Origin of the sequence: Micromonospora sicca, assembly GCF_003172935.1 — a bacterium.
GTDB lineage: Bacteria > Actinomycetota > Actinomycetes > Mycobacteriales > Micromonosporaceae > Micromonospora > Micromonospora sicca.
Genome location: NZ_QGKS01000191.1, coordinates 1 through 13969 on the forward strand (window position 1 = coordinate 1; position 13969 = coordinate 13969).

Below are 13969 nucleotides of genomic sequence, written 5' to 3' on the forward strand. Positions count from 1 at the left end.
GCCACAACCAGTACCGCGTCAAGAAACCCGACGAACCAGGCGGCGTCCGCCACGACAGACCCGCCACGATCCGGCTCTACAAGCTCAGCCACCAAACTCCATGATCAACTTAGGCTACGCGGCATTGCGTCCGGCCCTGCCCCCTGCACCTTCGGGGTTGAGGAAGAGCGGTACAGCGGTTAGCGCTGAGAATGATCTTGCTCTGGGGATCTCACATATACGTTCGTTTCCGATAGACCCTCTCCAGGACGGCCGCCACCGAATGTCGGCCCAGCATCGCACCCCACCAAAACTCATCTCGGAAACAAGCCATCACAACACCCCACTGAAAATGAGTTCCGATAGAGTGCGCCGGTGGGACACAAGATCGGGTACGCGCGAGTCAGTACTGCCGACCAAGATCCGCAACTGCAGCTTGATGCTCTCGCCGCCGAGGACTGCCTCAAGATCTACAAAGACGTGGCCACCGGAACCAAGGCCGACCGCCCGCAGTGGCAGGCCTGCCTGGACGATCTGCGCCCCGGCGACACTCTGATCATCTGGAAGATCGACCGGCTCGGCCGTAGCCTGCGTGACCTGGTGGACATCGTCGCCCTCCTCGAAGCCCGCGGCGTCGGGGTCAAGTCGCTGACCAACGGGATCGTCGACACCACCACCGCGCATGGCAAGCTCGTCTTCGGCATGTTCGCCTTGATGGCGGAGTACGAAGCCGCGCTCATCAAGGAACGCACCCTCGCTGGCCTGGCCGCTGCCCGTGCCCGCGGCCGCACTGGCGGTCGCAAACCTAAGATGACCCCCGCCCTGATCAACAAGGCGCAGCGCATGTACGACTCGAAGCAGTTCACGATGGCCGAGATCGCCGCTTCCTGCGGCGTCACCCCCATGACCATCTACCGCAACATCCGCACTGACACCGCGGAGCGGCCCACCACGGCGACCGCGTCTACCGCCGCACCGAGAGGCGGGCCCCGGTGAACCGGCCGGGCTGGCTACTCGACGTCGACGGCATCCTCAACGTCTCCCGCCCCCGCGTAGCGCAGCGGCCCGCCCGCGGCGGCAGCTCCCGGTACGACGAACGTGATTACATGTACCGGGCCGCCGTGGACGTCATCACCATGAAGATTCGGCTACAAGACCTCACGCGGGACTCGGGGTGACACGGTCAATCGGCCAGCTCATCAACGCTGCGTACTGCCGCCGAGAGCAACGCCGGGTCGGGCGCGGCGGCGAGTACGTCGGCGACCGCGTCGGCGTATTTGATCGCGTGCGGATCGCCGATCGCCACCGCCCGGTCGGCCAGCTCCGCGATGGTGAGGTCGGGGCGAGGCTGCGGTAGCAGGCGCGGTTCGGCCGGTGCGTATGCGGCAGTGACCGCAGCCGTTGCCGCCCAGGCCGCGGCGAGACTTGCCGGCCACATCGCCTCGGGAAGAACCGGCAGGACGCGCATGACCGCGTTCGGTGCGGTGACGGCGTGCACCAGCATCACCGGGTTGCCGTACCCGTAGCTGCCGTGCCGCTCGGCGGCCGCCCTCACCACAGCCGCAAGCCGCGCCGCCGTGCGTAAGCAGATGACCGAGCTCACCGAGCAGACCCGGCGGTTGATCGGCTGCTCGTCGCTGGTCCTGGTCGCCAGCGTGGACGCCGAGGGCAACTGCGACGTCTCCCCGCGCGGCGGCCCCGCCGGGTTCGTCGCCGTCCTGGACGCGCGGACGGTGGCGATACCGGACGCGACGGGCAACAAGCGCCTGGACACCCTGCAGAACGTCGTCGCGACCGGGCGGGCCGGGCTGCTGTTCGTCATCCCGGGGCGCACCACGACCCTCAGGGTCAACGGCCGGGCCTGCGTCTCCACCCGCCCCGAGCTGCTCTCACAGCTGACCGCCGTGGGCAAGCCGCCGGCCAGTGCGCTGGTGCTGGGCATCGAGGAGGTCTACCCGCACTGCCCCAAGGCGCTGCTGCGCGGCGGGGTCTGGAAGCCGGAGCAGTGGCTGCCGGCGGACGCCCAGCCGACCTCGGCCGAGATGACGCTGGCCCAGCTGCGGATGCCGGAGCTGACGATCGCAGACATCGAACAGGTGGAGGCGGACTCGCTGAAATACCGGTACGAGTGACGGGCCGCGGACCGGCCGGCCGGGCGCTCAGGCCCAGGCCGTGCCGGCCCTCGTCGCGTCCTACTCCTCCGGCTCCCAGGCGATCAGCTGGTCGAAGACGCGGCGGTCGCCGTCGAGCCGCAGCAAGTCCATCGGAATGCGGCCGTAGAAGAACATGACCAGCTCATTGGCCGTACCCCGGGCGGAGACATAGGCCGCCTCCGGGCCCTCGCCGGCGACCGGCGCGGAGAGCCGGGCGGTCCGTGCGCCGTCGGCGGAGAACCAGAGCCGCCAGGAACGGCCCTCGGTGGCGTGGTAGTCGATGACAGCGGGCTTGTGCGGCCACGCGGCCGTCGTCGCGACGCAGGTGGTCAGGAACTCGTCGACACCGTCGAGGGCCACCTCGTCCGGCAACGGCTGCGGGGCGCCCACGGCGACCTGGGCGTCATAGGTGTGCACGGCGACCTGCTGAAGCTGGTGCCGGGCAACGGCACCAGCGGTCTGCGGCGACTGCGACGGACCCCACCACGTCCAGCAACCACGATCCGGGCCGGCCTCCCGCAACGCGGCCAGCAGCTCCCCCGTCGACGCGGCGAACCAGGCCAGCAGGGCCTCGCGCTCCCGGGGCGGCACCGGGGCGGAGATGGCCGGCGGAGCGTCGGCGGGCCCCGCGGCCACGATGGCGGCCCACTTGCGGCGTCCCTCGCCCAGGTGCTGCACCAGGTCGAACAACGTCCACTCGGGGCAGGTCGGCACTCGCACGTCGAGGCTGGGTGCCGCGGCGACCGCCGCCCGGAAAGCGGTCGATCGTTCGTCCATCAGCCGCAACAGGTCGGCGAACTCCAGAGTCTTTTCCACCGCGGCTTTGTACCACCCCGCTCCGACAACCGACAGCGGGTTTCCCCGCCCCGGCGGCGGGGCCACGCGGAAATCCGTTGCCCGGCGGCCCGCGGGTTGACCATGCTGACGCGCATGGATCAGTGACCAGTGGCGCACGTGCGCGATGAAGGCGGGTTCGAGTCACCTCCCCGTCTCGTCCGCCGTGCCACTCGAAGCCCGCACCGGGTGACCGGTGCGGGCTTCCTTCACGCGACGTGATCTGCGACGTCGCGCCAGCCGGCGTGCTCCGCGCCGAGACGCCGGCTGCCCGCCACTGGATCCGGGAGGCACCCCCCGGCGCGCCATCGCGCTGCCGGGCGCCTCCTGCCTAGACCTTGGAATCGCCGAAGCCATGAATAGTTCCCGCCATGTCCGCGTGCCGGCCGACGGTCGCGGACCCGGCATCGACCGCAAAGCGCTGTGGGTGGTCAGCGAGCTCGGACTGCCGACCATCGTCAAAGCCTGCGTGTCGTGCAGGTCCACCCGTCACCGTCCCACCGGGAAGATCCGGGTCAACGCGAACCACAAGCTGCTCGACGTGTGGCTGCTGATCTGCTGCGACCTGTGCGGCCGCACGTCGAAGATCCCCGTCCACGAGCGCGTCAACGTGCGGGCGCTGGACCACGAGCGGCTACTGAGGTTCGAGAACAACGATCCGGCCATGGTGCGACAGCTGACCATGGACGCGACGCTCGCCCACAAGGCCGCCTACCAGCTCGACTGGACCGGCACCTGGCAGTTGGACACCGACATACCGTTCTACGACCTCCAGCGCGAGGATGCCGGGCCGCTCGAGGTCATCATCAGGTTCGAGCTCCCGGCACCCGTCCGGGTCGAGAAGCTGCTCACCGCCGGGTTCGGCCTGAGCCGTCCCGCCGTGCGAGGCATGGTCGACTCCGGGCGCATCCGCCTGCCCCTGCCCATCGACGCCAAGGCCCGCGAGGACTTCACCTTCCTTGTCGTCACCGCCCCACCGCTGTCACCCGAGCGGGCATGAGGCGCCACCCCACGGCGCGATGACCTGCGCCGTGGGGCGGCCCGTACCATCCGGCCCGCCGGCCGTCGCGGTCGGCGGGCCGGCCCAGCGTGCGGCGGCTCACTTGAATGTGCCGGCCTTCGCCCGCACGGACATGCCTGCGTGCGAATCCCGTGCTTCAAAGACCTCCGCTTGGCTGTCCGCGACATCTCGCCTGAGCGACTACTCCCGCCTCGCGAGCAACGCATCCACCCTCGGGGCCGGACAGCACCTCCGCTCGCGGCCCGCGACGCGGACACCGAACCCGCGCCTTATCGCCCCGTTACACACCGCTGCCACGCCTCATGGCATCAGCCGACACCGGCATCCGGGTCGCGCAGGGACCTGAGCTGCTGTGCGCTTGACGGGGCGGGGAAGGTGTAACGCCCCAGCATGTTGATGTGCGCGTACCCGAGCGGTGACAAGCGGGCGGCGTCCTCGTCGCGGACCTGGTAGCCCTGGGCGCGGAGCGCGGTGACGGCCAGGTCGATGTAGCGGGTGTTGAAGAGCACGACCGCGTTGAGGACGAGTCCGAGCGCGCCGAGCTGGTCATCCTGTCCGGTGCGGTAGGGCTGCATGATGTCGCCGCGGTGTCCGTGCAGGATCTTGCGGGCCAGGGAGTGTCGGGACTCGCCGATGTTCAGTTGCCGGGTCACGGTACGCCGGTAGGTTTCGTCGACCGGGTCGACCGGGTCGACCATGGCCAGCAGGTGCAGGGTCTTGGCGATCCGGCCGTACTCGGCCAGGGCTTGACCGAGCGGGGTGGGATGCCCGTCGCGGGTCAGCATCCGCAGCAGGTCGTAGGCGCGGACCTGGTTAGTGATCAGGGAGCCGGCCACCCGTAGCATGTCCGGCCAGTGGGTGATGATCCGTTCGAGGTTGACCTTGTTGCGGGCGATCGCGTTCAGCGGGCCGTAGTCGCCGGCGGCCCGGCCGGGAATGTCGGCACGCCAGAACCCGGTGCCGCCCACATCGGCGATGCGCGGGGAGAACCGGTACCCCAGCAGCCGAAATAGGCCGAAGACAATGTCCGAGTAGCTGGCCGTGTCGGTCGCCACCATCTCCGGCTTCGGGCCGGCGTCGAGGTTGAGCAGCGTGTCGAGGATGTAGAGGCTGTCGCGGACGGTGCCGGTGATGATGATCGCGCCGAGGCCGGCGAACCGGTCGTTGACCGCGTTCAGCCAGGTGATGCCGCGTTTGTAGCCGAAGAAGCGCGGGCTGGGCGCGGCGTGGACCGACTGCACCGGTACCCGGAAGCGCAGCCCGTCGACCGAGGCGACCAGGCCATCGCCCCACAGCTCGGTGATACCGATGCGCTGCTGATAGTCGACCAGGCGGGCGTTGGCGGCGGCGTGGGTGTCGGCGCGGATGTAGTTCTGGTCTACGTGCGGTGGCATGCCTTTGACGAAGCCGACCCGGCGAGCCGTACCTCTGTCCGCCGCCGCGCCGTCCTCGCGGACACTCTGACTGAGCTCACCACCGCCGGCGCGCTCGCCTTACCCCGGCTTGTCTCCAGCACTCTGTTCGGGCCGGGCCGGCTCACTCTGACCCTGTTGTGGGAGGCTCACCGCGGAAACCGTCGGCGACGGCGACGTGCTGCTGGTGGTGGAGAACAGCGACACCTTCGACTCCATTGTTCACGCTCTCTCCGGCAATCCGGGACGCGTCGGTCCCGGTCGGCTGGGGCGCCGGCGGAGGTTTCGAGGCGTCCGTGTTGTCTGTTGTCGATCCCCCGCCTCGGTCGGGACTTCCGGGAGGTCCGCTACTTCGGTGACCTCGACGTCAAAGGCCTGCAGATCCCGAGCAACGCTGCGGCCGTCGCTCACGCCGAGGGCCTGCCACCGATTCGCCCCGCCGACGGGCTGTACCAGGCCCTGCTCACGCACGCGAGGCCGCACCCGGGCAGCCGAAAGTCAGCGAAGCCAAAGCCGCGCACCATACCGAGTGGCTTCCACCGCACCTGCGGCCCGCAGCCCAGGCTCACGTCACCGGAGGTACCCGACTCGCCCAGGAGGATATCGGGCTCGAGTATCTGACCGCGAACGACGCCTGGCGTACCGACCTCGGATAGGCCCCACCGCCGTGCACTTTTCGGCACTGCCGGGCCCGCTTGCGCCGTTGCTGGAAGCTGTGAGGGGCTGCCCGGCGCGTCCTCGGCCATCCCCTCACAGGATCACTCGGCTCGGGCGACCTTCCACGCGTCGGCGAACACTGGCGCGGGAGCGTCGGCAGCGCAGACTGGCGCTCCAGTCCTCCGCCTCGAGAAGAGCGGGTCCGGCACTCACCACAGCCGGCCAGGAAAGCGTTTGGTGACCTCCTGGAGGTACCAGCCGTTGCCGTCCGGGTCGTTGAACGAGGCGAACGAGAAATAACTCGCTCGGTCCGGAGCCAGCCCAGGGACCCGTCCCTGAGCGTTCGCCTGGGGCATTCCACCGCCGGCGTCGTGGAACACCTCGCTCACCTCGACGCCGCGGCCAACCAGCTCGGCCCGGGCCGCCTCGATGTCGTTCACCACCAGGCACAGGCCCTGCAGGGAGCCGGGCGCGGCCGAGGTGAGGCTGCGGCCCAACATGATCGAGCACTCCGACCTGGGCGGTGTCATCTGCGCCACCCGGGCATCCCCCTCGCCGATGTCGATATCCTCCCGCCAACCCAGCGCCTTGTAGAAGTTCTTGGCCCGTTCCACGTCGGCGACCGGCAGCACGATGAACTCGAGCTTCATGTCCACGACTTCGGCTCCTCTCCTGCGATGGCAGCAACGTGCGAATTTTTCTCGATTCCTGCGCCCTTGGCTGTCCCCCTGCGCTCATCCTCGACCAACCGTCACCCAAAGAACGCGAATAACTACAAAACGCCATCAGGGACGCTCTACGACGGCTGGTGACCCCTCCCCCTGGCACGTGGTGGCGAAGCGAGTCCTCACGTCGGGCGCACACGCCGCCCGACATCGAGTCATCAAGCGCCCTGTCCCTGGTTCTGCATCAGGCCGCCGTCCATGAAATACGTCGAGCCCGTCACGTAGTCGGCGTCGTCGCTGGCCAGGAAGACGGCGAGTTTGGGAGGGCGAGGCTCTTGGCGAACTCCAGCATGCCGCCCTTGCTGGTGTCGTAGTCCGCGCCGCCGGCCCGGGCGACCTCCTGGTGGATGGAGGTGATGTTGATGATCTTTCCGCGCCCGCCCTGGTCGCGACGATGCCGGACGAACCGGCGGGAGCAGAAGAACGTGCCGTAGACGTTGATCCGGATGGCCCGGTCCCAGGTCTCGGTGTCCAGGTCGGCGACCGGGATGCCGGAGGCGTCCACCCCGGCGTCGTTCATCAGGATGTCCAGCGTGCCGAACTCGGCCAGCGCCTCGTCGAACATCGCCTCGACCTGGTGCTCGACGCTGATGTCGGCCTGCACCACCACGGCCCGCCCGCCGGCCTCCTGCACCTTGGCCTTCGTGTGGTTCGCGCCGGCATGGTCGTGCAGGTAATGCACCACCACGTCGGCGCCCTCCCGGCCGAACTCGATCGCGGTGGCCTGCCCGATCCCCGAGTCCGAACCGGTGATCAGGGCGGTCTTCCCCTCGAGGCGTCCAGTCATGAGCGTGCCCCTTCCGTCCGTTCCGTACCGGCCGGCACGGGATGTCGCGGCTGGCCCGAGGCGGCGCGCCGTTCGGCGGCCTCGGTGAGCCTGCCGGCGGCATTGATCAGCCCGATGTGCGAGAAGGCCTGCGGGAAGTTGCCGAGCTGCTCCCCGGTGGCTTGGTCGATCTGCTCGGCGAAGAGCCCCAGATCATTGGCCCGGGCGGCGAGCCGCCCGAACATGTGGTGGGCCCGGTCCACCTCACCGGCCAGCGCCAGGCAGCTGACCAGCCAGAACGAGCAGATGACGAAGCCGGCCGGGTCGCCGTCCCAGCGGCGCAGCAGCCCGTCGTGGGAAAGCTCGCGTTCGATCACGCGCACCGTGGAGCGCATCCGCGGGTCGTCGGCCGGCAGGAAGCCGACCAGCGGCATGAGCAGCACCGAGGCGTCCAGCTTGTCGGAACCGAAGGCCCCGGTGTACGCGCCGAGCCGCTCGTGCCAGCCCTGGGTCAGTACGGCCTCGCGGATCTCGTCCCGGGCGGCGGCCCAGCGGGCCACGTCGGTCTGGTCGCCGAGCCGCGGGCCGAAGCGGACGGCCCGGTCCAGCGCCGTCCAGCACTGCACCTTGGACGAGACGTAGTGCCGTTCGGCGTCGCGGGCCTCCCACATGCCGGCGTCCGGCCGCTGCCAGTTGCGCACCGCCTGGTCGGCGAGGTCCCGCAGTAGTTGGCGCACGTCGGGCATCATCGGGTCGAGGTAGTGGCGCATCAGCCAGGCCGCGTCGAGGATCTCGCCGAGCACGTCGGACTGCCGCTGCCTCCAGGCGTCGTTGCCGACGAAAACCGGCCGGCTGTCGGCGTACCCGGCGAGGTGGTCGAGGGGGTGCTCGGTGAGGTCCCGCTCCCCCTGCACCCCGTACATGATGGGCACCGGTTCGTCACCGATGCGCCCCATCGCCCGGGCCACCCAGGCGAACTGCCGGTTGGCCTCGTCCGGGCAGGCCGCCCGCCAGAGGGCCTGGAGGGTGAGGCTGAAGTCGCGCACCCAGACGTAGCGGTAGTCGTAGTTGCGGTCCTCACCCGGTTCCTCGGGCAGCGAGGTGGTGGCCGCCGCGACGATCGCGCTGCTGGGTCGGTAGGTCATTCCCTGCAGGATGAGGGCGCTGTGCCGCACCTCGTCGCGGAAAAGGCCGCGGTACTGGTCCGCATGCAGGTCGGCCCAGGAGCGCCAGCCGGCGACGGCGTCGGCCACCACCCGGTCGGCGTCGGGCAACGCGGGCGGGTCGGCATCGTAGGTCGGCGCGTGGCCGAGGGTGAAGCGGTAGGTTTGGCCGGCCCGGACGGTGAAGGTCGCGGTGGCGTCACCGCGCCTGCACTCCAGCGGGACGTCGGCGCGCAGGCTCAGCCGGCAGCCGCCGGCGGTCGCGTGGACCACGCCCTCCTGCCCCGTCAGGTAGGCGGTCACCCGCCCGTACTCGAACCGTGGCCGGTAGTCCAGGCGGACCGGCACCTCGCCGGAGAGCCCCTCGACCACGCGGCCCAGCACCCGCGGTGAGCGCAGGCCGATGTCGTGGCCTCGTGCGCCGGGCTCCAGCGCGAGGGCGTCGGTCACCGCCACGCTGCCCTGGCGGGTGGTGAAGACGGTACGCAGCACGAGCGTGTCGTCCAGGTAGGACCGTTCGGAGGTGAAGTGCTCCTCCGGCTGGATCGACCAGTGCCCGGCGTCGTCGTCGAGCAACCGCCCGAAAACGGAGGGCCCGTCGAAGCGTAGTGGGCACCACCAGTTCACCGAGCCGGCCCGGTCCACCAGGACCGCGGTGCGACCGTCCGCGAGGAAACCGTGGTCACCGATCGGTCCGCTGTCCACGCGGGTGTCTACCCGGCCGGACGGGGTGGCATTCCGCAGCCGGCTCCTGGCTCTTGGCCGGGCCGCCGGTAATGCTCGTCCTGTGACTGCCTGGCGGTGACCCAGCGTTGTCTCGCTTGCGATGTCTCCTTCGGTGACGGCACCACGCCCACCACGATCAGAAGACAAACAGCGCGATGGCCCACGATAGTGAGAAGCCACAGCCTTCGGCTCTCCTCGCTATCTTGGGCCATCTCAGGTCAAACCGGGTCCGGGTGGCCCGGGATGGATGGGAACGGACAGCTGTCCCTTCCCATCCATCCCGGATCGGCAACGCGGCGTACGACGCGCTCAAGGCGGCGGTGGGCAGATCCTTCTCCCCGACCGGGACGCGGGCGCCCGAGGGTCCGGACCTGCTGCACCGGAGGTTCTGCTGAACTCGGTCGCTGCTGCCGGTGACCGCGCGCACCGACAGTGTCCTCACCGGTTGCGCAGGGGATCGATCACCACGCCGGGGTTGAGGATCCCCGCCGGGTCGAGTGCCGCCTTGCCGGCCTGGAGCGCGGAGGCGAACAGGTCGGGGCGCTGCTGGTCGTACCACGGCCGGTGATCACGGCCCACCGCGTGATGGTGGGTGATGGTGGCTCCGCCCGCGATCAGCGCCTCGGAGACCGCCGCCTTGATCTCGTCCCACTGCTCCACCGTCTTGCCCCACCCACCAGCGGCGTAGATCCCGAAATACGGTGCGGGGCCGTCGGGGTAGACGTGGGAGAAGCGGCAGGTCACGACTCCTGTGGCGCCGACCTGGTGCATGGCGTCCTCGGCTGCGGCGTTGACGGCCGCGCGTAGAGAGTCGAACCGGTCCCACGTGCAGGCCGTCTCGAAGGTCTCCACAATCATGCCCTGAGCCGCAAGCGCGTCCCGCCGGTACGGCATCCGCACGAACGAGGAGCGCCAGGTATCGGCGGCTCCGCTGCGCGCGGCCTGGTCGGCGGTGTCGGTGTAACGCGGCGGCTCGGGCAGGACTCCGCCGTGGTCACGGCACAGCTCCAGCGCCCGTTCCATCCAGGCGGTGACGGGGTGATCGGCGGATTCGAAGCCGAGCACCAGGACAGAGGTCGAGGAGCCCGCGTTGATCAGTGCCTCCATCGGATCCAGGAGCCGGCAGTTGGCCGGGTGGAGCCCGGACTGGGACAGCGCGCGCACAGCCTGAACGCCCGCGTCGTAGTCCGCGAAACCCACCGAGGCGCCGGCCCGCCAGCGGGGTCGGTCCTGAAGCCGGACCCAGGCTTGGGTGATGACACCGAGCGATCCCTCGGAGCCGAGGAACAACCGGTCCGGGGAGGGACCGGCGCCCGAGCCCGGAACCCGGCGGGTCTCGATGACGCCGGCGGGGGTGACCACCCGCAGCGACTCGGTGAGGTCGTCGATGTGGGTGAGCTGCGTCGCGAAGTGGCCACCGGCCCGAGTGGCCAGCCAACCGCCGAGGCTGGAGAACTCGAAGGACTGGGGGAAGAACCGAAGTGTGTACCCCTGCGGCCTGAGCTGCTCCTCCAGATGCGGGCCCAGAACCCCTGCCTGGACGAGCGCGGCCCGGCTGGTGGAGTCGACCTCAAGGACGTGGTTCATCGAGGTCAGGTCCAAGCTGACCACTCCGGAGTACCCGCCGCCCACACGGGGCTCGACGCCTCCCACCACCGAAGAGCCGCCCCCGAAGGGGATGACCGCGATGTTCGCATCGGTGCACCAGTCCAGCACGTGGACGACGTCGGCCTCCGAGGTCGGGCGCACGACGAGGTCGGGAACGTCGGACAGCTTCCCCAGCAGCGCCCGCACCACGTCGCGGAACGCCTGCCCGTGGCTGTGCGCCAGCCGGTCGCGGACGTCCTGCGAGACCAGCGGCGCCAGAGCCTGCGGCGCCTGGACCCGGCTGGCACCCACCCCGAACGACTCGACCGGCGGCGCTTCGTGCACGGCCAAGTCCGCGCCCGGGAGCATCTCCGCAGTGCGCCGGCTGAGTTCCTCCCGCTCCGGGCCGGCCACCGCGTCCTCGATGTTTCCCCATCCCCACCACGAACGCGTCTTGCCGCGCACTGCCGCACCACCTATCTGAACGCCGGGTAGACCCGGGTGTCGTCTGCTGTGGGAGGCCGCTGGACCTGCGGCGATCCCGACGGCGGCCCGGGCTGTCCAGGGGGCCGCCGACCAGAAGCTGGGTTGAGCGGTACTCGTTCGGCCGCGTTGTGGGTCACTCTGCCGCCCAGCCTAGGCCCTGCCGCTGGCATCACCGCCGACCCGCGCGACCTGCTCGGGTTCGTCGCCGGCCACGAGGGCATGAAGCTCAGTCTGCGGGGAGCGGCAGCTCGACCGGCTCGGCGGCGGCGCCGGCCGGCGCGGAGTGCTGCGGCGCGGGGCGGGTCGGCAGTCGCGAGTGCCGGTGGTTGCGCACGGCCACCTCGCAGGTGACGAGGCGGATCGGCGGGGGCGGTGCGGTGAACGGTCCCGGCCCCCAGCGCACCCAGAGCGCGACCCGGCCGGCGTCGGCCTCGGCGAGCAGCTTCTCCACGGTACGCCGGCGGTCGGTGCGGTCCACCTCGATCACGACGGGACGGCCGACGGGACGAGCGCAGGCCACGTCCACGACCGAGTGCCGGTCCTGGTACGGGGCGGGCAGCGGGACCACACTCGTGGCGCGCCGGTACACCCGGAAGCCCTGGGCCTCACCCCATGCGGCGACCGCGTCGACGAGCAGCGCGGTGACCTCGTCGGTCGGCCGGTCCACGAACGTGAGGTGGTCCAGGTGCGCCGCGAGCGAGGCGGCGAGCGCGTCGTCGTTCACGGCCCGCCCTGGTTGCCGCGCGGGACGATCAGCCCGGTCTCGTAGGCGACGACGACCGCCTGCGTCCGGTCCCGCAGGCCGAGCTTGCCCAGCAGTCGGCTCACGTGCGTCTTCACGGTCTCGTCGCTGACCACGAGCCGCTCGGCGATCTCCGGGTTGGACAGGCCCTCGGCGAGCAGCCGCAGCACCTCCGTCTCCCGGGGGGTGAGTACCCCGAGCCGGGCCGGGTGCCGGGGCGGTCGCGGGCGCAGCCGCGCGAACTCCCCGATCAGCCGCCGGGTCACCGTCGGCGCGAGGAGCGCCTCGCCGGCCGCGACGACCCGGACGGCGTCGAAGAGCCGCTCGGCGGTGACGTCCTTGAGCAGGAAGCCGCTCGCGCCGGCGCCGAGGGCGTCGTAGACGTGCTCGTCCAGGTCGAAGGTGGTGAGGATGAGGATCCGGGGGCCGTCGCGGGCGGCGAGGTGCCGGGTGGCCTCGATGCCGTCCATCACCGGCATGCGCACGTCCATGAGGACCACGTCGGGCCGCCGCTCCCGGCAGACCCGCACCGCCTCGGCGCCGTCGGCGGCGCTGCCGACCACAGTGAGGTCCGGCTGCGTGTCGAGGAGCGCGGCGAAGCCGGCGCGGACGACCTCCTGGTCGTCGGCGACGACGACCCGCACCGGCCCGCTCATGACGGCGCCTCGCTACGCTCGCCGCCGTCTGGCGGCACCAACGCGCTGAGCCTGATGATTGGCTCGCTGCGCTCGCTCATTGGTCCACCATGGTTTCGCTCGGTCGGACAAGGGTTCGGGTGACCGTCGGGCCCGGCCGCGACCGGCGTCGCCGACGGTACCTCTTCGGGGAGGGGCAGCATCGCGTCGACCAGGAAGCCGCCGCCCGGCGCGGGGCCGGTCCACAGCTCGCCGTTGAGGGTGGCGACCCGCTCGCGCATGCCGAGCAGCCCGTGTCCGGCGTCGGGGGGCCGCCCGGGGACCGGTCCGGGGCCGCTGTCGCGGACCCGCACGCGCAGGGCGTCGCTGGTGTAGTTCAGTTCGACGTCGACCGCGGCGCCGGGGGCGTGCCGGCGGACGTTGGTCGGCGCCTCCTGCACGATCCGGTACGTGGTGAGCTGCACGCCCGGATCGAGCGGGACGACCCGGCCGCTGACGAGCAGCCGCGCGCCCGCCCCGGTCGAGTCGCGCGCCTCGTCGAGCAGCTCGGTGAGCTGCCGCCGGCCGGGCTGCGGTGTGCGGTTCGGGCCGGTCACGCCCGGCTCCTCGGCGTCGTCGCGCAGGACAGCCCGTTGGGTGAGTTCGTGGAGAGCCGCTTCGACGAGTTGTGGCGGCATCCGAGCACCCGGCGGTTGGCGGAGTACGTGTGCCTGCCGATGGCGTTGCGGTACGGCGGGGTGGTGTTGCGCTCCTGCGAGGTGCACTTCGTGGCGTTGGTCGACGGGTGGTGCATCGACGGTTCGCCGATCGTGGACCAGTTGACCGATCACGGGACGGGGCCGCTGGAGGTGCAGTTGTCGCGGCCGTTGGCGGTGGACGGCTGGTCGGGTACCCGGTTCCGGTTGGCGCGGGTGGACGGGGACGCGCAGCGGGCGCGGGTGTTCGCGTTGTTCGACGCGAAGTACGGGCCGCGCCGGTTGGCGGGTCCGGGGCGGGCGCGGTTGGCGTTGCGGCTGATCCCGTGGCGGGAGGCGGACGGGAGCGGGCCGGCGCTGGCGGGTTCGGGTGAGATGGGGCCGGGCA

At 70.7% G+C, this 13969-nt stretch carries 13 protein-coding genes and 2 pseudogenes; 5 read left to right on the plus strand and 10 right to left on the minus strand.

All coding sequences use genetic code 11. The annotated features are described in order from the left end of the window. The first annotated feature begins 354 nt into the window (after positions 1-354). Complete coding sequence (locus DKT69_RS12005; RefSeq protein WP_109801652.1) at positions 355-975, plus strand: recombinase family protein; 621 nt, start codon at positions 355-357, stop codon at positions 973-975. Beyond that, positions 972-1157, plus strand: a complete 186-nt coding sequence (locus tag DKT69_RS12010; protein WP_109801653.1) for a hypothetical protein — start codon at positions 972-974, stop codon at positions 1155-1157. Before DKT69_RS12005 ends, DKT69_RS12010 begins: the two co-directional genes overlap by 4 nt. A gap of 5 nt (positions 1158-1162) precedes the next feature. Here the strand turns inward: DKT69_RS12010 and DKT69_RS12015 are convergent, their stop codons facing one another. Beyond that, positions 1163-1537 carry a hypothetical protein gene (locus DKT69_RS12015; protein WP_146231053.1) on the minus strand — a complete coding sequence of 125 codons (375 nt, stop codon included), beginning with the start codon at positions 1535-1537 and terminating at the stop codon, positions 1163-1165. A 31-nt stretch (positions 1538-1568) separates the two neighbouring features. On the opposite strand from DKT69_RS12015, the gene DKT69_RS12020 reads away from it, so the two are divergent. Next, entirely contained in the window at positions 1569-2111 is a 543-nt protein-coding gene (locus DKT69_RS12020) for an MSMEG_1061 family FMN-dependent PPOX-type flavoprotein (RefSeq protein ID WP_236647742.1), read from the plus strand. Between the two features lie 60 nt (positions 2112-2171). On the opposite strand, the gene DKT69_RS12025 is transcribed toward DKT69_RS12020, so the two are convergent. Next, on the minus strand, positions 2172-2948 hold the full coding sequence (locus tag DKT69_RS12025; protein ID WP_109801656.1) for a maleylpyruvate isomerase family mycothiol-dependent enzyme: 777 nt from the start codon (positions 2946-2948) through the stop codon (positions 2172-2174). A 214-nt stretch (positions 2949-3162) separates the two neighbouring features. Here DKT69_RS12025 and DKT69_RS12030 point away from each other — a divergent pair, with 214 nt between their 5' ends. Further along, entirely contained in the window at positions 3163-3966 is an 804-nt protein-coding gene (locus DKT69_RS12030; protein WP_109801657.1) for a DUF1062 domain-containing protein, read from the plus strand. Positions 3967-4295: 329 nt separating this feature from the next. On the opposite strand, the pseudogene DKT69_RS12035 reads toward DKT69_RS12030, so the two are convergent. The 8 genes and pseudogenes from DKT69_RS12035 to DKT69_RS12070 all read right to left on the minus strand — a co-directional run. Further along, positions 4296-5372: pseudogene (locus DKT69_RS12035) on the minus strand (Tn3 family transposase); the annotation flags it as partial. 893 nt (positions 5373-6265) lie between these two features. Further along, positions 6266-6706 carry a VOC family protein gene (locus tag DKT69_RS12040; protein ID WP_109801663.1) on the minus strand — a complete coding sequence of 147 codons (441 nt, stop codon included), beginning with the start codon at positions 6704-6706 and terminating at the stop codon, positions 6266-6268. A 233-nt stretch (positions 6707-6939) separates the two neighbouring features. Continuing rightward, a pseudogene (locus tag DKT69_RS12045) lies at positions 6940-7568 on the minus strand (SDR family oxidoreductase). Then, positions 7565-9415 (minus strand): glycoside hydrolase family 15 protein, encoded by a 1851-nt coding sequence (locus DKT69_RS12050; RefSeq protein ID WP_109801658.1) that lies wholly within the window; start codon positions 9413-9415, stop codon positions 7565-7567. The pseudogene DKT69_RS12045 and the gene DKT69_RS12050 overlap by 4 nt, the downstream one beginning before the upstream one ends. A gap of 459 nt (positions 9416-9874) precedes the next feature. Next, positions 9875-11488: an FAD-binding oxidoreductase gene (locus DKT69_RS12055; protein WP_109801659.1), complete on the minus strand. Its 1614-nt coding sequence runs from the start codon at positions 11486-11488 to the stop codon at positions 9875-9877. A gap of 247 nt (positions 11489-11735) precedes the next feature. Beyond that, positions 11736-12233: a hypothetical protein gene (locus DKT69_RS12060; RefSeq protein WP_109801660.1), complete on the minus strand. Its 498-nt coding sequence runs from the start codon at positions 12231-12233 to the stop codon at positions 11736-11738. Further along, positions 12230-12907: a response regulator gene (locus DKT69_RS12065; protein WP_109801661.1), complete on the minus strand. Its 678-nt coding sequence runs from the start codon at positions 12905-12907 to the stop codon at positions 12230-12232. Before DKT69_RS12065 ends, DKT69_RS12060 begins: the two co-directional genes overlap by 4 nt. Beyond that, positions 12904-13482 (minus strand): sensor histidine kinase, encoded by a 579-nt coding sequence (locus DKT69_RS12070; protein ID WP_109801662.1) that lies wholly within the window; start codon positions 13480-13482, stop codon positions 12904-12906. The genes DKT69_RS12065 and DKT69_RS12070 overlap by 4 nt, the downstream gene beginning before the upstream one ends. A gap of 36 nt (positions 13483-13518) precedes the next feature. Between DKT69_RS12070 and DKT69_RS12075 the strand changes: the two genes are divergently transcribed. Then, positions 13519-13969 (plus strand): hypothetical protein (locus DKT69_RS12075; RefSeq protein WP_146231054.1); only part of this gene is annotated, 451 nt, incomplete at its 3' end.